This is a genomic window from Pseudomonas sihuiensis, from assembly GCF_900106015.1.
GTDB classification, from domain to species: Bacteria; Pseudomonadota; Gammaproteobacteria; order Pseudomonadales; family Pseudomonadaceae; genus Aquipseudomonas; species Aquipseudomonas sihuiensis.
Map to the genome: position 1 here is coordinate 2351183 of NZ_LT629797.1, position 18822 is coordinate 2370004.

An 18822-nucleotide genomic window follows, 5' to 3' on the forward strand; every position below is an offset into this window, starting at 1 on the left:
CGGAGCGAAGGCCGTTCGATGATCGGCAACTGCAGAAAAGTGAGGATGCATGGCATCGACTCCAAACTCGAATTATTTTTGTAGTTCAAACAACGCACACCACAGTAAACCCGAAAATTACGCCTATCAAGCCGGCCAAAGTAGTAATAACAACAATATTAAATGCCAACCCATAGCCATCGACCCGCTCAACGGATTCAGCCCTCGGCATGATCCCGGACAATATCGGCGGCGTTGCGGCGACCTAGACTCGCACCGGCGCATGGCGGGTATCAACCGCCCCATTGGTCATCCGCACGGAGAGCTGCAGCATGTCACCCGATATCGTCATCGTCGGCGCCGGCCCGACGGGCCTGTGCCTGGCACGCGCCCTGTCCGGGCATGGCCTGTCCATCGTGGTACTGGAACGCCAGGCCGAGCAGGCCCTGGCCGAACCGGCCTTCGACGGCCGCGAGATCGCCCTCACTCATGGCTCACAGGCGCTGCTCGAACGCCTCGGCCTGTGGGCACGCCTGCCCAGCGAAGACGTTGCCGTACTGCGCGACGCCCAGGTATTCAACGGCCCCTCACTGTTCGCATTGAAGATCCGCGCCGAGCAGGCCGGCGCCGAACGCCTCGGCCATCTGGTAGCCAACCAGGCCATTCGCCGCGCTGCCTATCAAGCCGTGAGCGAATGCGCCGATGTGCAATTGCTGTGCGAAACCAGCGTGCGCGCCATCCAACAAGGCGAGCATGAAGTGAAGCTGGTACTGCAGGACGGCCAGGTGCTGCAACCACGCTTGCTGGTCGCCGCCGACAGCCGTTTCTCGGAAACCCGCCGTCAGCTAGGCATCGGTGCGCAGCTCAAGGACTTCGGCAAGAGCATGCTGGTGTGCCGCATGCAGCATGAACAGGATCACCAGCAAGTGGCCTGGGAATGGTTCGGCTATGGCCAGACCCTGGCCCTGCTGCCGCTCAATGGCCGGCAATCGTCCGTGGTGCTGACCTTGCCGCCGCGCGAGATCGAACGTCTGCAGAAGCTGGACGAAGCCACCTTTGCCCGCGAGATGGAGCAACGCTTCGACCGCCGCCTGGGCGCCATGCAACTGCTCAGCAGCCGCCACGTTTACCCGCTGGTGGGCGCCTATGCGCGGCGCATGGTCGGCAATCGCTGCGCCCTGCTCGGCGATGCCGCCGTGGGCATGCACCCGGTCACCGCGCATGGCTTCAACTTCGGTCTGATTGGCGTGCAGCTGCTCAGCGAGGCGCTACTGGCCGCCCATGGCAAACACCAGGACATCGGTTCAACATCAGCGCTGGCCCGCTACGAGCGCCAGCTGCGCCTGGCCACCTGGCCGCTGTACCAGGCCACCAACCTGCTGGTGGAGCTGTACACCAACGACCACCTGCCCGCCCGGCTGCTGCGCGGCGCCGGCCTGCGTGTGGCGCAGGGTCTGCTGCCGTTGAAGAAGGGCATTGCTCGCCACCTGACCGCCCAGGCCTGAGCCCTGCAAGCGCGCGCCGAACGTGGCGCGCGTCACCTGCCGCTCCATCTGATACGCATCAGACAGCAGTTTCTGAGTCTGTTTTGTTTTCCCCAGCCTCCATACAGTTTCGCCATTCGCGCGGCTTCGCCCGCATTACTGTATGGAAGGTTACCGCGATGCAATCTGCTGCTCCCCACCCGGCCTACAACTACAAGGTCGTTCGCCAATTCACCATCATGACCCTCTTCTGGGGCGTGGTGGGCATGTGCAACGGCGTGTTCATCGCCGCCCAACTGGTCTGGCCGGAGCTCAATTTCGACACGCCCTGGCTGAGCTTCGGCCGCCTGCGCCCACTGCATACCAGCCTGGTGATCTTCGGCTTCGCCGGCAGCGCGCAGTTCGCCGCCAGCTACTACGCCGTGCAGCGCACCTGCCAGACACGACTGTTTTCCGACAAACTGGCCGCCTTCACCTTCTGGGGCTGGCAGGCGACCATCCTGATCATGCTGGTGACCCTGCCCATGGGCCTGACCACCACCAAGGAATACGCCGAGATCGAATTCACCGGCGCGGTGTGGATGGCCATCGTCTGGGTCGCCTACGGCATCGTCTTCTTCACCACCCTGACGCAGCGCAAGACCCGCCATATCTACGTCGGCAACTGGTTCTTCGGCGCCTTCATCGTGGTCATCGCCATGCTGCACATCGTCAACCACCTGTCGGTGCCGGTGAGCTGGTTCAAGTCCTACTCGATCTACTCCGGTGCCACCGATGCCATGGTGCAGTGGTGGTATGGGCACAACGCGGTGGGCTTCTTCCTCACCACCGGTTTCCTGGGGATGATGTATTACTTCGTGCCCAAGCAGGTGAACCGGCCGGTGTATTCCTACCGCCTGTCGATCGTCCACTTCTGGGCGCTGATCACCCTGTACATCTGGGCTGGCCCGCACCACCTGCACTACACCGCCTTGCCGGACTGGGCGCAGAGCCTGGGTATGGTGATGTCGATCATCCTCCTGGCGCCAAGCTGGGGCGGCATGGTCAACGGTATGATGACGCTGTCCGGTGCCTGGCACCTGCTGCGCACCGACCCGATCCTGCGCTTTCTAGTGGTGTCCCTGGCGTTCTACGGCATGAGCACCTTCGAAGGCCCGATGATGGCGATCAAGACGGTCAACGCCCTGTCCCACTACACCGACTGGACCATCGGCCACGTGCATGCCGGCGCCCTCGGCTGGGTGGCGATGATCACCTTCGGCTCGCTCTATCACCTGATCCCGAAAGTCTTCGCTCGCGACAGCATGTACAGCACCGGCATGATCAACGCGCACTTCTGGCTGGCGACCATCGGCACCGTTCTGTACATCGCCTCGATGTGGGTAAACGGCATCACCCAGGGCCTGATGTGGCGCGCGGTGAACGAGGACGGCACCCTCACCTACTCCTTCGTCGAGGCGCTGGAGGCCAGTCACCCCGGCTTCGTGGTACGCCTGGTCGGCGGTCTGTGCTTCCTCGCCGGCATGCTGCTGATGGCGCTCAACACCTGGCTGACGCTGCGTCGCCCGGCCACCGAGTCGCACGATGCCGCAGAGGCCGCTCATGCTAGCTGAAGCCTGGTGGATGATCGCCCTGGCGGTGTTCTTCCTCGGCGTGCAACTGAGCCTCGGGCGCGGCAGCCAGCGTGACCTCAACGAAGCCACCATGCTGCCGTTTGCCGACGATCCCGAAGTGGCCCGACGGGTCGAGCGCGATACCGGGCGCAGCACCCGCGGCTGCGCCTGCCCCGGTACGTGCAGCGGGAGCTGCGAGCATCAGGGACAGCAGGAGTTCTGAGGGCGCTCAGACCCACTGATCATTACGCTTGCGCTTGACCCGCAGCATGGTCGGCAGGATCAGCCCGAGCAGCAGCCCGGCGCCGGCGATGCTGCCGCCATAGGCCATGTAGCGCATCAGTACCTGCTGCTGCTCCTCACCCAGTTGCGCCTGGGCATCACGCAGCTGCGAACGGGTGGTGGTCAGCTCGGCGTCCAGCGCGCCGCGGGCGGCCTGCAGTTCGTCGATCAGGTTCTTGCGCGTGTCGAGGGTTTCCTGCATGCCTTGCACACGAGCCTTCCAGGCATCGTCGATGCCTTTGAGCTCAGCGCTGAGGTCGGCGACTTTCTGTTCCAGTTGCGGCAGACGTTCGGTCTGGCCTGGCACCGATTGCAGGTCGCGGCTGGGAATCCACACCGTGCTGCCACTGGCGCTGCGTACCTGGCTGTAGTCGCCCTGAGTGCGCAGCAGCTCCACTTTCTCCCCGGAAACCAGCGTGCCGACGATACGGTAGCCATCGGTGGGGCCGCTGCGTACGTAGGTATTCAGGCTGTCGCTGACCCAGCGCTGGTTACTGGCGGCCTCTTCCGCCAGTGACGGCTGCACGCCGCCGAGCAGGCCACCGAGCAGCAGGCAGGCACCGAGAATGCGGGGTTGGAGTGGAGCATGACGAGATAAAAACATGGGGCGATCTTCACATGGCAGTCAGACGAACCCGGCGAACGGGATGAACGATGCCGGCCACGCGCTGAACAACACGCTCGAGCATGATCCAGGCAGAATCCGCGACGTAGACGCCACACTAGCGGCCAATAGCCATCTATTCCTGCCGGTACGGGCCGACAGCAGACAGACATTGACCGCTTGCTTCGAGTTCACTCCAGGCAGGAGATGGTAGATGGACGGAAGGTGGCGTCAGCCGTTGTGGCGCTGGACGAAGGTAGAGAAATCCGCCAACGGCATCGGCCGGCCAAGCAGATATCCCTGGAACTGAGTGCAACCGTTGTCCGCCAGAAACCTACGCTGCGCCTCGGTTTCCACGCCCTCGGCGATCACCGTCATGCCCATGCTCTGCCCCAGAGCGATCACCGTGCGCACGATGGTTTCGCTGTTGGCATCGGTGAGCACGTCGCAGATGAACGAACGGTCGATTTTCAGTTTGCTCAGCGGCAGGCGCTTGAGGTGGCTGAGGGAAGAAAAGCCGGTACCGAAGTCATCCAGCGAGAAGCGCACGCCATGTTCGACCAGCGCCGTCATCTTGCGCGTGAGGTCCTCCATGTCATGCACGATCAGCGTCTCGGTCAACTCCAGTTCCAGACGCCGGGCATCGATACCGTGGCGCTCGATCAGGCCGAGAATTTCGGCGACGAAACTGCTTTGCGAGAACTGCTTCTGGCTGATGTTCACCGCCAGGCCCAGGTCGCCGAAGAGCGGGTCATCCTTCCACCGGCGCAACTGCGCGGCCGTTTGCTCCAGCACCCACTGACCAATGGGGATGATCAGCCCGGTATTCTCAGCGTGATCGATGAACTCGCCAGGCGCCAGCAGACCGCGTTGCGGGTGCTGCCAGCGAATCAGCAACTCGGCGCCGATGACCCGCCCGGCACCATTGAGCTGCGGCTGGTAATACAGCACGAACTGTTGCTCGCGAATGGCCGCGCGCAGGTCGCGATCCAGCTCCGAGCGCTCGGCGGTGTCGCTCTGCAGGATATGCAGGAGCAGGAAGAACAGCGCCATGGCAGCGACGCCCTGCACCCAGGAGCCGACGATGCGCACGTCGTCCGGCAGCGCATAGAGATCGGTGGGCCGCCAGTTGGACGCGGCCAGGGCGACGAACAGCAGCAGGCAGAACAGGGACATGCCGTAACGCAGCCAAAGGGGCTCATCGCGGAAGGCCATCAACGCGCCGACAGCCACCGGTAGCAGATAGAGATGTGTCGCACGCGGCGCCATGAGGGTCGGCGGGTCGAGCAGCAGGGTCGAAGCGACGACGATAAGGATCAGCGCGCCGAACAGAATCAGGTTGGCGCTGCGGGCCTGGTTGCGCAGGGTCAGGGCGAAGACCGCCACACCGCTGAGGATGATGGTCACATCCATGATGACGATGGCCCAGTAGCCGCGAGAGGAAAAGAACAGCCCCCAGAGCAGGCCCATCACGATCATCACCAGACTCGACAGCATGCGCATGCGCCGCTCGCGGCGCTGACCGACCAGAGCCAGGTCTGCACCATGCCAGAGTTTACGAACGCGCCTGCCGAAGCTCGAGAGTGATGGCATGGTGAAATCCTGATCTGATCACTTCATTCTTGAAGCTGCCTGGCCGAATGCAAGTTTCCGGCACAGCTTTTAACAGGCGGTTAACAGGCAGTTGAAAAACGTAGGCGAGGCAGCCAGTGCAATACCGATGGCGGCCCCACAAAAACAGGCGAAAAAAGCACTGGGCCCGCACTCGGGTTTACGAGTTGTAAATGAGCATTTTGATCGGACTCGCGCACGAGCCTTTTTTTAACGCAGCAATGGCAACGCAGGTAGTTTTTCAACAGCCTGTTAATGCTGCCAGTGCGCCTCGCTGGCCAACCGTTCGGCAATGAAGTCCAGCAGCAGGCGCATCGCCGGCAGCATCTGTCGACGGGTGCCGTACAGGGCATGGATGCCCAGCTCCGGCGGCCGGTAATCCGCCAGAAGCTGCACCAGACGCCCTTCGCGCAGCAAAGCCTCCACCGAATACAGCGGTTGCAGGCTGATACCGGCACCAGCCAGTGCCGCTTCCAGCAGCACCATCGACTCGTTGGCGCTGAGGCTGCCGGACACCGAAACCGCACTCGCCTCCCCTCGATGCTCGAACTCCCACAGGCTGCGGCCGAAGTAGGCGTAGGCCAGGCAGTTATGCCGGGCCAGATCCTCCGGGCGCTGCGGTGTGCCGTGTCGCGCCAGGTAATCTGGGCTGGCACAGACCACCGAGCGACACACGGCCAGGCGCCGCGCGATCAGATTCGGGTCGAGTTGATTGGTGATGCGCAGCGCCAGGTCGATGCGCGCCTCCACCAGATTGACCGCTTCACTGCCGACCAGCAGATCGATGCTGACCCGCGGGTAGCGCTCGGTGAAGGCCTGCAGCGCATGCACCAGCCAGGCCTGGGCGAAGGACTGGCTGCAGGTGATACGCAGGGTGCCGCGCGGCGCATCATCCAAACCTTGCCCCAGTGCCTGCATGCGCTCGGCCAGGGCCAACATCTCGCGGCATTGCGGCAGCATCTGCTCGCCTGCCGCCGTCAGGCTCAAGCGCCGTGTGCTGCGGTGCAGCAAACGCACACCGGCCCAGGCTTCCAGCCCGGCGAGATAACGCGAAACCATCGCCCGCGACATGTCCAGCGCCTCGGCAGCGGCCGTCTGACTGCCCCGCTCCAGCACCTCGACGAACACCCGCGCCGCCATCAGTCGATCCATGATTTGCTCGATCCATGCAACAAATATGGCCAGCTTACGGGGCTTTTCGCTCGGCAGGTAGCGCATAAGATGCGCCACACCCTACTCTGCCTGGAGATCCTTCATGTCCCACGTCACCCGTTTTCTCGTCGGGCTCGGCCTGCTCGCCGCTGCCAGCAGCGCCCTCGCCCAGCCGCTGACACTGGACACCTACAACCCGCGTGAAGCCGCAGTCTTTCCGGTCAGCTCGACCCTGATCAGCGGCGAGAAGGACGCCATCCTGGTGGATGCGCAGTTCTCCAACGATGAGGCGCAGGAACTGGTCGAACGTATCCGCGCCAGCGGCAAGCGCCTGACCACCATCTTCATCAGCCATGGCGACCCGGACTTCTACTTCGGCCTCGACGTTCTGACCCGCGCCTACCCCGAAGCCAAGGTGCTGGCCACGCCGGCCACCGTCGCCTATATCGAGAAGACCCGCGCGCCCAAGCTGGCTTACTGGGGGCCGATTCTCAAGGACAGCGCGCCTTCCCGCACCGTTGTACCCGAAGCCCTGCAGGGCAATCAGCTGCAGCTGGAAGGCCAGCGCATCGAGGTGGTCGGGCATGACCCGCAGCACACCAGCTTGTGGATTCCCGGCATCAAGGCCGTGGTCGGCGGCGTGCTGACCAGCGCCAACATCCACCTCTGGGTGGCTGACGCGCAGAGCGTCGAGGCCCGGCAACGCTGGCTCAAGTCGCTGGATGAACTCGAAGCCCTGCAACCGGCCATCCTGGTGCCAGGCCACTACCTGGGCGAGCCGGCGATGGATCTGGCCGACCTGCGCTTCACCCGCGACTACCTGCTGGCTCTGGAGCAGGAACTGCCGAAAGCCAAGGATGCCCAGGCGCTGATCACGGCGATGAAGGCACGCTTTCCTGGGCTGCAGGATGACAGCAGCCTGGAGCTGAGCGCCAAGGTACTCAAGGGCGAGATGCAGTGGCCTTGAAGCTTTGCGCTGCCTCACGCAGCCACGTTAGCGCCCTTGTCGAACATCAGGGCCACCCCCTGCCCTGATGTTCGCACCCGTGATGCATATGCCCGACAGCGTCTCTGACCTGTCGGGCGTTGCCGTTTCAGGGCCGGCAAAACCTGTACAGCCTGCACAAGCGCCGGCGTGACTCGGCAGCCACTGCACGAACGTGCACGAAAGGGCTTGCAAAGAAGGGCAAACGGCTATACAAAAACTGTACATAAATAAATATTGTACAGCTTTGGGTAAATCGACATGCCGTCCTACCGTGCTCCGCTGCGTGACATGCGCTTTGTGTTCGAAGAATTGCTCGACGCCTATACCCTGCTGCAAACGCTGCCCGAACAGCGTGAGTTAACTGCCGACCTCGGCGGCGCAATTCTCGAAGAAGCGGCCAAGCTGGCCGAGAACGTACTCGCCCCCCTCAATGGGCCCGGTGACAAACAGGGTTGCCAGTACGACCCGCAGACCTGCAGCGTGCGCACCCCCGACGGTTTCAAGGCTGCCTATCAGCAGTTCGCCGAAGGCGGCTGGACAGCGCTGGCCTGCACGCCTCGGTTCGGCGGCCAGGGCCTGCCCCATGTACTGAACATGCTGGTGGAGGAGATGACCTGCTCGGCCAACCTGTCGCTCGGCATGTACCCCGGCCTGACCCACGGCGCCATCAACGCCCTGACCAGTCACGGCACGCCCGAACAGCAGGAGACCTACCTGCCGCGCCTGATCAGCGGCGAGTGGACCGGCACCATGTGCCTGACCGAACCGCAATGCGGTACCGATCTCGGCCTGATCCGCACCCGCGCCGTGCCGCAGGCCGACGGCAGCTACGCCATCACCGGCACCAAGATCTGGATCACCGGCGGTGAGCACGATCTGGTCGACAACATCGTCCACCTGGTGCTGGCCAAGCTGCCGGACGCACCGGACAGCGTCAAAGGTATCTCCCTGTTCCTGGTGCCCAAGGTACTGGAGGACGGCAGCCGCAACTCGGCCTTCTGTGGCGGCCTCGAGCACAAGATGGGCATCAAGGGCTCGGCCACCTGCGTGATGAATTTCGAAGGCGCCAAGGGCTGGCTGATCGGCGAGCCGAACAAGGGCCTGAGCTGCATGTTCACCATGATGAACTCGGCGCGTCTGATGGTCGGCATGCAGGGCCTGGGTGTGGCCGAAAGCGCCTACCAGATCGCCCTGGGCTTCGCTCGCGAACGCCTGCAGAGCCGCTCCATCTCCGGGCCGAAGGCCGCCGACAAACCGGCCGACCCGATCATGGTGCACCCGGACGTACGGCGCATGCTGCTGCGGCAGAAGGTGATGATCGAAGGTTGCCGCGCCCTCGCCTATTTCGCCGGACTGCAGCAGGACATCGCCCACGGCGCCGAAGATGCCGAAACGCGCAGTCGTGCCGGCGATCTGGTGCAATTGCTCACACCGGTGGTAAAGGCCTTCCTCACCGATGAAGGCTTCACCTGCGCCAATGAGGGCCTGCAGGTGCTTGGCGGCTCGGGCTTCACCGAAGACTGGGGTATCGAACAACTGGTGCGCGACAGCCGCATCACCCGCATCTACGAAGGCACCAACGGCATCCAGGCGCTGGATCTGGTGGGCCGCAAGCTCGCACTCGGAGGCGGTCGCGCCGTACGCGCCTATTTCGCTCTGGTCGAAGGCTGGCTCAAGAACAATGCCGATGCCCCGCATGCCACTGCGGTGACCCAGGCACTGAAGCAACTGCAGCAGGCCACCCTGTGGCTGGCCAGCGAGGGCAGCAAGGACCCGGAGCAGGCGGCGGCAGCGGCGACGCCCTATCTGCGCCTGTTCGGCCTGACCAGCCTGGCCTGGTTGTGGTCGCAACAAGCCCAGCTGGCGCAGCGCCAACTCGATGCCGGCAGTTCGGAAACCCATTTCTATGCAGCCAAGATCAAGTCCGCCGATTTCTTCATGGCCCGCATCCTGCCAGAAGCCGACGCTCTGCTCAGTGAGATCAAGGCAGGCAAGGCGACACTGATGGCCTTCACCGACGAGGAGTTCGCCGCCTGATTGCAGACGGCACTGACAAGCTGCGCAATCCGACAACCCACCTCTCCCCTTTTTGGTTGTCGGATTTTTTTATTAAGTACTCGCGGCCAGTGTCTGGCCGCAGTGAATACCCACTGTGCAAGGAGGGATCATGGCCACCCGGACGTCGCGTCTCTGTTCGACCCTGCTGCTGACGCTGATGCTCGCCTGCAGCGTGGCACACGCCAATAGCCAGGCTGGTTGGCGTGAGCAATTGCCTCAGGCCAACCTGGTCGGCAGCGGTGATTTCAGCTGGTTCGGTTTCTCGGTCTACAACGCCAAGCTATGGAGCCCGGTGCAGCAGGTGGATTTCTCCCAGCCCTTCGCTCTGGAGCTGACCTACCGACGCACCATCAGCCGGGAAACCCTGGTCGATACCAGCCTCGACGAAATACGCCGGATCAACGGCCAACCCCTCGACCGCGAACAGCAGGCCGAGTGGACGCAGCAGATGAGCCAGGCGTTCGTCGACGTGAAGGATGGCACGCGCATCACCGGCGTATTCCTGCCCGGCGAGGGCTGTCGCTTCTATGTCGACGGCAAACTGCAGCACGTCATCGACGATCAAGAGTTCGCCCGCGCCTTCTTCTCCATCTGGCTCGATCCGCAGACCCGCAGTCCGAAGCTGCGCGCGGCATTGCTCGGTCTCAACCCCTGAGGTATCGCATGAAAGCCCTATTGATTGTGCTGAGCAGCCTGCTGCTGATCAGCTGCGGCCAGGTCCCGGTCGAACGTTACGCCAACGAGAAACCCGTGCTGGACCTGCCCACCTACTTCTCCGGGCCGGTGCAGGCATGGGGCATGTTCCAGGATCGCTCCGGCGAAGTGATCAAGCGCTTTCATGTCGATATCCAGAGCCGCCGCGAGGGCGACAAGCTGATCCTCGACGAGCGCTTCCTGTACAGCGACGGCACCCGCCAGCGCCGGGTCTGGACCCTGACGCCCGACGGTACGGGACGCTGGATCGGCACCGCTGACGACGTGGTCGGCGAAGCCATAGGCGACGTGGCCGGTAACGCCCTGCGCTGGCGTTACCACCTCAACCTGCCGGTGGGTGACAGCACCTATGTCGTCTACTTCGACGACTGGATGTACCTGATGGACGACGACACCCTGATCAACCGCTCGGTCATGAGCAAGTTCGGTATCGAACTCGGCCAGGTCACGCTGTTCTTCCGCCGTGGCGCCGCTCAGCCATGACCCTGCACAGCCTGGGCAATGGCTACAAGGCGCTGGTGATTGGCGCCAGCGGCACCATCGGCCAGGCCTTCTGCCAGTTGCTGCGCACAGACCCCAACTGCGCCAGCGTACGTGAGCTGAGCCGTAGCAGCTCACCGGCGCTCGATCTCGAAGCTCCCGCCAGCATCGCCGAAGCCGCAGCAGCCTTGGCGGACGAAGGGCCGTATCAGTTGATCCTGCACACGGCCGGGCTGCTACATCGCCCGGGCATCACGCCAGAAAAAAGCCTGGCCGCCATCGAGGCCGATGCCTTGCAGGCCGTATTTCAGGTCAATGCGCTGGGGCCGGCTCTGGTGCTGCGCCACTTCCTGCCTCTGCTCGACAAACAGGGCGCCATGGCCATGCTGTCGGCCAAGGTCGGCAGCATCGGCGACAACCGCCTCGGTGGTTGGTACGCCTACCGGGCGTCCAAGGCGGCGCTGAACATGCTGATCAAGACCGCCGCCATCGAGCTGGCACGCAGCAAGCCCAAGGCACGGCTGCTCAGCCTGCATCCCGGCACGGTCATCTCTCCCCTGTCGCAACCCTTTCGCGGTGCCAGCGCTGCGCGTCCGGCCGATTTAGCCGCCGCTGAAATGCTGCGGGTGATCGATACGCTGGGGCCCGAGCACAGCGGCAGCTTCCACGCCTACGACGGCCAGGCCTTGCCCTGGTGACAGCAGCCAGGCAACGCGGCTTGGCCATCAGGCGCGCGGCTGGCCGGCGCCCTTGAGAAAGAACTGCTCCAGCACCGCCAGCGAACGCGCACTGGCGGCGCGGCCACGGCGCTCGGCATCGACCATGCCATAGATCAGCGACACGAACAGTTCGGTCAGCAGCTCGGCGGTAATGTCGATGCGAAAGTAGCCCTCCTGCTGGCCACGCAGGAAGAAGCTGTCCAATGCATCGGTGTAGGCGATCCAGCGCGCCCCGTCCTTGTTCGGGTCGAGGCTGTCCGGGCGGTACTGGAAGATCATGAACACCAGCAACTCGCGGTGCCTGAGGTGATTCTCGATCAGGTTGCGCAATGCCTGCGCCACATCGGCGACCTGCAGGTCGGCGTCCTCGATCACCTGATTGAGCGCTGCCTGACTGTGATTCATCAGGCGCTCGACCAGGCTGTCACGCGTGCCACAGAAACGATGCAAGGTGGCCTTGCTGACACCCGCGGCTTCGGCCAGATCTTTCAGCGTCGCCCGCGGGCGATCGACGATGGCAACAGCCAGGGCCTTGAGCAGTTTTTCATCATTGGACATCGAAGGCCCTCCGCTTGAGCAGCGCGCATTGTGCAGAAAAAGTCCCCAGACTCAACGGGGACTTACAATTTTGCTCACAGAAGATCCATATGAGTCAATATTGACTCATTTTAGCCAAAGCATGATCATTCGCGCCTTTCAAGGAAAATGGATCTCACTCCAGGTGACAGGCATGAGCACAATTCGCGGACGTTACGTTTTTTCAGTGGTCGCTCTACTGGCGGCAATCGGCCTGGCCGGCTGCGATAAAGGCGAGCAAGGATGGGGTGAGGCGCCACCGCGCGAGGTCGACGTGCTGACCGTCAAGACCGAGCCGTTCACCGTGATCGCCGAACTGCCAGGCCGTATCGAGCCGGTGCGGGTGGCCGAAGTACGTGCCCGGGTCGCCGGCATCGTGCTCAAACGCACCTTCGAGGAAGGCGCCGACGTCAAGGCCGGCGACCTGCTGTTCCAGATCGACCCGGCGCCGTTCAAGGCCGCCCTGTCCCGTGCCCAGGGCGAACTGGCCCGGGCCGAGGCGCAGCTGTTCCAGGCGCAGGCCACGGTCAAGCGCTACGAGCCACTGGTGAAGATCGATGCGGTCAGCAAGCAGGACTTCGATGTGGCCAAGGCTGCCCTGCAAAGCGCCCAGGCCGACAAGCGCTCGGCCCAAGCCAGCGTGGAAACCGCACGCCTGGACCTGGGTTACGCCGAAGTGCGCGCGCCCATTGCCGGGCGCATTGGCCGCGCCCAGGTGACCGAAGGCGCACTGGTCGGCCAGGGTGAAGCCACCCTGCTCGCCCGCATTCAGCAGCTCGACCCGGTCTACGCCGACTTCACCCAGCCGGCCGCCGATGCCCTGCGTCTGCGCGCCGCCATCGCCGATGGCAAGGTTGCCGGTGCAGCCGATCAGCCCTTGTCGCTGCGCGTCGATGGCACCGATATCGAGAGCAAAGGCACCCTGCTGTTCACCGATATCTCGGTGGATCGCAGCACCGGCCAGATCGCCCTGCGCGGCCGCTTCGACAACCCGCAAGGCGTGCTGCTGCCCGGCATGTACGTGCGCGTGCTGACGCCGCAGGGGCTGAACCAGAACGCCATCCTGGTGCCGCAGCGTGCCGTGCAGCGTGCTGCCGACGGCCAGGCCAGCGTGATGCTGCTCGGCGAAGACGACACCGTCGAGGTTCGCCAGGTCACCACCGGCGCCATGCACGGCTCACGCTGGCTGATCGCCGAAGGCCTCGAGGCCGGCGACAAGGTGATCACCAGCTCGCTGGCTGCCATCAAGCCCGGCGCCAAGGTCGTGCCGCGCGAGGAAGTTGCCGCGGCAGCCGACGCGCACGCTCCACAATCCCAGGCGCAGTAAGCCGGAGAGAAGCTCATGTCCCTGTTTTTCATACGGCGCCCCAATTTCGCCTGGGTGGTCGCCCTGTTCATCTCGCTGGCCGGCCTGCTGGCCATCCCGTTCCTGCCGGTGGCGCAGTACCCCAACGTGGCGCCGCCGCAGATCACCGTGACCGCCACCTATCCCGGCGCCTCGGCGCAGGTGCTGACCGACTCGGTGACCAGCGTCATCGAGGAAGAGCTCAACGGCGCGAAGAACCTGCTGTACTTCGAGTCCACCAGCAACGCCAACGGCATCGCCGAGATCACCGTCACCTTCCAGCCGGGCACTGACCCCGAATTGGCCCAGGTGGACGTGCAGAATCGCTTGAAGAAAGCCGAGGCACGCATGCCGCAGGCCGTGCTCACCCTGGGTATCCAGACCGAGCAGGCCACGGCGGGCTTCCTGCTGATCTACGCGCTGAGCTACAAGGATGGCGGCAAGAACGACAACACCACGGCGCTGGCCGACTACGCCGCGCGCAACATCAACAACGAAATCCGTCGCGTCCCTGGCGTCGGCAAGCTGCAGTTCTTCGCCTCCGAAGCCGCCATGCGGGTGTGGATAGACCCGCAGAAGCTGGTCGGCTATGGCCTGTCGATCGACGACGTGAACAACGCCATCCGCGCGCAGAACGTGCAGGTGCCGGCCGGCGCCTTCGGCAGCACGCCAGGCTCCAGCGAGCAGCAACTGACCGCGACACTGGCGGTCAAGGGCACCCTGGACAACCCGGATGAATTCGCCGCCATCGTCCTGCGCGCCAACCAGGACGGCTCGCGTCTGACCCTGGGCGACGTGGCGCGCATCGAGGTCGGCAGCCAGGACTACAACTTCGGTTCGCGCCAGGACGGCAAGCCCGCCGTCGCCGCCGCCGTGCAGCTGTCGCCCGGTGCCAACGCCATCCAGACCGCCGAGGCGGTGAAACAGCGCCTGACCGAGTTGTCGGTGAACTTCCCGGACAACGTCGAGTTCTCGGTGCCCTACGACACCTCGCGCTTCGTCGACGTGGCCATCGACAAGGTCATCATGACCCTGGTCGAGGCCATGGTGCTGGTGTTCCTGGTGATGTTCCTGTTCCTGCAGAACGTGCGCTACACCCTGATCCCGTCCATCGTGGTGCCGGTGTGCCTGCTCGGCACCCTGACCTTCATGTACCTGCTGGGCTTCTCGGTGAACATGATGACCATGTTCGGCATGGTGCTGGCCATCGGCATCCTGGTCGACGATGCCATCGTGGTGGTGGAGAACGTCGAGCGGATCATGGCCGAGGAAGGCCTGGCGCCGGTGCCGGCGACCATCAAGGCGATGGGCCAGGTGTCCGGGGCGATCATCGGCATCACCCTGGTGCTGTCGGCGGTGTTCCTGCCGCTGGCCTTCATGTCCGGCTCGGTCGGCGTCATCTACCAGCAGTTCTCGCTGTCGCTGGCGGTGTCGATCCTGTTCTCCGGCTTCCTGGCGCTGACCTTCACCCCGGCGCTGTGCGCGACGATTCTCAAGCCCATCCCACAGGGGCATCACGAGAAGAGCGGCTTCTTCGGCGCCTTCAATCGCCTGTTCACTCGCCTGACCGGGCGCTATACCGCGCTCAACGGCAAACTGGTGCCACGCGCCGGCCGCGTCATGTTCATCTACCTGGGCATCGTGGTGCTGATGGGTTTCTTCTACCTGCGCCTGCCGGAATCCTTCGTGCCGGTCGAAGACCAGGGCTACATGATCGTCGACATCCAGCTGCCACCGGGCGCCACCCGTGAGCGCACCTCGGCAGCCGGCGAGGAACTGGAAGAATTCCTGATGGGCCGCGACGCCATCGAGACCTCCTTTCTGGTGCTCGGCTTCAGTTTCTCCGGCATGGGCGAGAACGCTGCCATCGCCTTCCCGCTGCTCAAGGACTGGTCGGAGCGTGACGCCACACAATCACCGGAGGCCGAATCGGCAGCGGTCAACCAGCACTTCGCCAACCTCGACGACGGCGCCATGATGGCCGTGCCGCCACCGCCGATCGAAGGCCTGGGCAACTCTGGCGGCTTCGCCCTGCGCCTGCAGGACCGTGCCGGTCTCGGCCGCGACGTCCTGCTCGCCGCGCGCGACGAGGTGCTGGGCAAGGTCAACGGCAACCCGAAGTTCCTCTACGCCATGATGGAAGGCCTGGCCGAGGCGCCGCAGTTGCGTCTGGTCATCGACCGCGAAAAGGCGCGTACCCTCGGAGTGAGCTTCGAGTCGGTGAGCAGTGCACTGTCGACCGCCTTCGGCTCCTCGGTGATCAACGACTTTGCCAACGCCGGTCGCCAGCAGCGCGTGGTGGTGCAGGCCGAGCAGGCCGAACGGATGACCCCGGAAAGCGTGCTCCGGCTGCACGTGCCCAACGACAGCGGCGGTCTGGTGCCGCTGAGCGCCTTCGTCACCACCCAGTGGGAAGAAGGCCCGGTGCAGATCGCCCGCTACAACGGTTATCCGTCGATCCGCATCGCCGGCGACGCCGCCCCCGGGATGAGCACCGGCGAGGCCATGGCCGAACTGGAGCGCATCGCCGCCGAACTGCCGGAAGGCATCGGCTACGAGTGGACCGGCCTGTCGTATCAGGAGCGGGTCGCCAGCGGCCAGGCCGTGATGCTCTTCGCCCTGGCCATCACCGTGGTGTTCCTGCTGCTGGTAGCCCTCTACGAGAGCTGGGCGATCCCGCTGAGCGTGATGCTCATCGTGCCGGTCGGCGCCCTCGGCGCGGTGCTGGCGGTGACCGCCATCGGCCTGCCCAACGACGTCTACTTCAAGGTCGGCCTGATCACCGTGATCGGCCTGGCGGCGAAGAACGCCATCCTCATCGTCGAGTTCGCCAAGGATCTGTGGGAAGACGGCTACTCGCTGCGCGATGCCGCCATCGAAGCAGCGCGCCTGCGTTTCCGCCCGATCATCATGACCTCCATGGCCTTCATGCTCGGCGTGGTGCCGCTGGCCATCGCCACCGGCGCTGGCGCCGCCAGCCAGCGCGCACTGGGTACCGGCGTACTGGGCGGCATGCTCAGCGCGACCATGCTCGGGGTGATCTTCGTGCCGATCTTCTTCGTCTGGGTGCTGTCGCTGCTGCGTACCAAACCTCAGCAAACCGACAACCATCCCCTGCACAAAGCGGAGTAATGCGATGACCTCTCACCTCATGCTGCGCCCTGCTCTGCTGACCCTGGCCGTCGCCCTCGGCGGCTGCTCCCTGGCGCCTCACTACGAGCGGCCAGAGGCGCCGGTCGCAGCCCACTGGCAGGTGGCCGACGCCAATGGTACCCGCGCCCAGGCGCTGGACTGGCAGACCTTCATCGTCGATGCCGACCTGCGCCGCGCAGTGGATACCGCGCTGAACAACAACCGCAGCCTGCGTCAGGCGCTGCTGGACATCGAGGCGGCGCGTGCGCAGTACCGCATCCAGCGCGCCGACCGTCTGCCGTCGCTCAATGCCACTGCCAGCGGCAACCGCCAGCGCCTGCCGGCCGACCAGTCGCAGACCGGCCGCTCGGAGGTCACCAGCGTGTACCAGGTCGGCCTCGGCCTGGCCGAGTACGAGGTCGACCTGTTCGGCCGCGTGCGCAACCTGTCCGAGGCGGCCCTGGAAATCTACCTGGCCACCGAGGAAGCGACCCGCGCCACGCAGATCAGCCTGATTGCCGAAGTGATCCAGGCCTACCTGAGCCGCGATGGCGCGCTACGGCGCAAGGCGCTGGTGGAACAGACCCTGGACAGCCGCCTGGCCTCGCTGGAGCTGGTCAGCAGACGCCGCGAAGTCGGCGCCGCCACCGCCCTGGATTATCAGGAAGCGGTCGGCCTCGCCGAGCAGGCCAAGGCCGAACGGGAAAGCACCGAACGCCAGCTGCGCCAGGCGGACAACGCTCTGGCGCTGCTGCTCGGCACGCCAGACGCCGGGCGACTGTTGCCGTCGACCCCACGCGACGAGCTGATGGTGCTGCAAGACATCGCCCCCGGCACCAGCTCGGAGCTGATCGAGCGCCGCCCCGACATTCTTGCCAGCGAGCACCGCCTCAAGGCGCGCAATGCCGACATAGGTGCGGCCCGTGCGGCGTTCTTCCCGCGCATCACCCTGACCGGGTCGGTGGGCAGTTCCAGCACCGAGCTGTCCGGGCTGTTCGAGGGCGGCTCACGGGCCTGGAGCTTTGCCCCGACGCTGTCGCTGCCGATCTTCGCCGGCGGCCGCAACCGCGCCAACCTGGATCTCGCCCAAGTGCGCCAGGACGCCGCCGTGGCCGACTACGAAGGCACCATCCAGACCGCCTTCCGCGAAGTCGCCGACGCCCTCGCTGCTACCGACACGCTGCGCCGCGAAGAAACCGCGCGGCGTGCCCTGGCCGAGTCCAGCCGAGCGGCCGAAGCCCTGGCTGAAGCTCGCTACAGAGGCGGTGTGGATGACCATCTGCGCTACCTGGATGCCCAGCGCAGCAGCTTCAACGACCAGACCACGCTGATCCAGATCAGCACCGAGCGCCAACTGGCGCTGGCCGATCTGTTCCGGGCACTGGGTGGCGGCTGGCAACGCTAGCAGGCCGTTGAAAAACGTAGACGAGGCAGGCAAGACAAGGAAAAAACGGCCGAAAAAGCGCAGTTTACGAGTTGTAAATGAGCATTTTGATCGGACTCGCGCACGAGGCCGTTTTTGACGCAGTATTGCCAACGCAGGTAGTTTTTCAACAGCCTGCTAGCCTGTTCATCTGCCACAAACGACAAGGCCACGCATCAGCGTGGCCTTGTCGTTTTCGATCGAAGCGTATTCGACCTAACCAGCCCCCAGCAGATCGTTGGCGTCGAGCAGACGCCAGGCGATTTCCGGCCTTTTCTCCATCGCCCGGCGGATCGCCGCCGGAATGCTCTGCCGGGTCTTGCGACACAGCCCCGGGTGGGCATCGAAATGCATGTGGATGCCGCGCATGCTGCGCACCTCGCCATGGGCCGGCTCGATATGCAGGCGAATGCCCAACTGCTCGAACATGCGTTGCTGCATGCGCTCGAGGTCTTCCAGGCTGTGCAGGTTTTCCAGGCGCTCGAGCAGGCGCTGCTCCTCGCTGCGGGTCAGCAGCAGGATGCGCGTGTCGGCACCCGGTCTGTCCAGCAGCTCGTCGCGCTGACAGTCGCAGGCACCCGGTGGGCAGGGAGTACGCAGGGGCAATGGTGAATTCATGGCCCTGATCATAGCCATAGCCATGCGCGCTGCCCATCCACGTC

At 64.4% G+C, this 18822-nt stretch carries 16 protein-coding genes; 11 read left to right on the plus strand and 5 right to left on the minus strand.

Annotated elements, in window-relative coordinates; translation table 11 throughout:
• Positions 1 to 311 precede the first annotated feature (311 nt).
• The 3 genes from ubiM (at position 312) to BLT86_RS11085 (ending at position 3299) form a co-directional block, all read left to right on the plus strand.
• On the plus strand, positions 312 to 1484 hold the full coding sequence (gene ubiM, locus BLT86_RS11075) for a 5-demethoxyubiquinol-8 5-hydroxylase UbiM (RefSeq protein ID WP_092376692.1): 1173 nt from the start codon (positions 312 to 314) through the stop codon (positions 1482 to 1484).
• A gap of 158 nt (positions 1485 to 1642) precedes the next feature.
• Entirely contained in the window at positions 1643 to 3076 is a 1434-nt protein-coding gene (gene ccoN, locus BLT86_RS11080) for a cytochrome-c oxidase, cbb3-type subunit I (protein WP_092376695.1), read from the plus strand.
• A complete protein-coding gene (locus BLT86_RS11085) occupies positions 3066 to 3299 on the plus strand; it encodes a cbb3-type cytochrome oxidase subunit 3 (RefSeq protein ID WP_092380398.1) in 234 nt (77 codons plus the stop codon). Before ccoN ends, BLT86_RS11085 begins: the two co-directional genes overlap by 11 nt.
• A 6-nt stretch (positions 3300 to 3305) precedes the next feature.
• Here the strand turns inward: BLT86_RS11085 and BLT86_RS11090 are convergent, their stop codons facing one another.
• The 3 genes from BLT86_RS11090 to BLT86_RS11100 form a co-directional block, all read right to left on the minus strand.
• A complete protein-coding gene (locus BLT86_RS11090; protein ID WP_092376699.1) occupies positions 3306 to 3962 on the minus strand; it encodes a TIGR04211 family SH3 domain-containing protein in 657 nt (218 codons plus the stop codon).
• Between the two features lie 231 nt (positions 3963 to 4193).
• Complete coding sequence (locus BLT86_RS11095; RefSeq protein ID WP_017674837.1) at positions 4194 to 5555, minus strand: putative bifunctional diguanylate cyclase/phosphodiesterase; 1362 nt, start codon at positions 5553 to 5555, stop codon at positions 4194 to 4196.
• 270 nt (positions 5556 to 5825) lie between these two features.
• Positions 5826 to 6725 carry a LysR family transcriptional regulator gene (locus BLT86_RS11100; protein WP_090337696.1) on the minus strand — a complete coding sequence of 300 codons (900 nt, stop codon included), beginning with the start codon at positions 6723 to 6725 and terminating at the stop codon, positions 5826 to 5828.
• Between the two features lie 103 nt (positions 6726 to 6828).
• On the opposite strand from BLT86_RS11100, the gene BLT86_RS11105 reads away from it, so the two are divergent.
• The 5 genes from BLT86_RS11105 (at position 6829) to BLT86_RS11125 (ending at position 11663) form a co-directional block, all read left to right on the plus strand.
• Positions 6829 to 7692: an MBL fold metallo-hydrolase gene (locus tag BLT86_RS11105; protein WP_092376702.1), complete on the plus strand. Its 864-nt coding sequence runs from the start codon at positions 6829 to 6831 to the stop codon at positions 7690 to 7692.
• A gap of 279 nt (positions 7693 to 7971) precedes the next feature.
• Positions 7972 to 9750, plus strand: a complete 1779-nt coding sequence (locus BLT86_RS11110; protein ID WP_092376705.1) for an acyl-CoA dehydrogenase C-terminal domain-containing protein — start codon at positions 7972 to 7974, stop codon at positions 9748 to 9750.
• A gap of 130 nt (positions 9751 to 9880) precedes the next feature.
• Positions 9881 to 10426 carry a chalcone isomerase family protein gene (locus BLT86_RS11115; protein WP_017674841.1) on the plus strand — a complete coding sequence of 182 codons (546 nt, stop codon included), beginning with the start codon at positions 9881 to 9883 and terminating at the stop codon, positions 10424 to 10426.
• An 8-nt stretch (positions 10427 to 10434) separates the two neighbouring features.
• Entirely contained in the window at positions 10435 to 10968 is a 534-nt protein-coding gene (locus tag BLT86_RS11120; RefSeq protein WP_017674842.1) for a DUF3833 domain-containing protein, read from the plus strand.
• A complete protein-coding gene (locus BLT86_RS11125) occupies positions 10965 to 11663 on the plus strand; it encodes an SDR family NAD(P)-dependent oxidoreductase (protein ID WP_045735046.1) in 699 nt (232 codons plus the stop codon). The genes BLT86_RS11120 and BLT86_RS11125 overlap by 4 nt, the downstream gene beginning before the upstream one ends.
• A gap of 27 nt (positions 11664 to 11690) precedes the next feature.
• On the opposite strand, the gene BLT86_RS11130 is transcribed toward BLT86_RS11125, so the two are convergent.
• Positions 11691 to 12242 (minus strand): TetR/AcrR family transcriptional regulator, encoded by a 552-nt coding sequence (locus tag BLT86_RS11130; RefSeq protein ID WP_090336254.1) that lies wholly within the window; start codon positions 12240 to 12242, stop codon positions 11691 to 11693.
• 172 nt (positions 12243 to 12414) lie between these two features.
• Here BLT86_RS11130 and BLT86_RS11135 point away from each other — a divergent pair, with 172 nt between their 5' ends.
• From BLT86_RS11135 to BLT86_RS11145, 3 genes are read left to right on the plus strand one after another with little or no spacing between them, the layout of a single operon-like run.
• Complete coding sequence (locus BLT86_RS11135; RefSeq protein ID WP_045735045.1) at positions 12415 to 13587, plus strand: efflux RND transporter periplasmic adaptor subunit; 1173 nt, start codon at positions 12415 to 12417, stop codon at positions 13585 to 13587.
• A gap of 15 nt (positions 13588 to 13602) precedes the next feature.
• Entirely contained in the window at positions 13603 to 16737 is a 3135-nt protein-coding gene (tmexD, locus tag BLT86_RS11140) for a multidrug efflux RND transporter permease subunit TMexD (RefSeq protein ID WP_092376707.1), read from the plus strand.
• Positions 16738 to 16741: 4 nt separating this feature from the next.
• The gene (locus BLT86_RS11145; protein ID WP_003462139.1) at positions 16742 to 18142 is read left to right on the plus strand and encodes an efflux transporter outer membrane subunit; all 1401 of its coding nucleotides are present in this window, start codon (positions 16742 to 16744) and stop codon (positions 18140 to 18142) included.
• A gap of 234 nt (positions 18143 to 18376) precedes the next feature.
• Here the strand turns inward: BLT86_RS11145 and BLT86_RS11150 are convergent, their stop codons facing one another.
• Positions 18377 to 18778 (minus strand): hypothetical protein, encoded by a 402-nt coding sequence (locus BLT86_RS11150; protein WP_039964838.1) that lies wholly within the window; start codon positions 18776 to 18778, stop codon positions 18377 to 18379.
• Positions 18779 to 18822 lie beyond the last annotated feature (44 nt).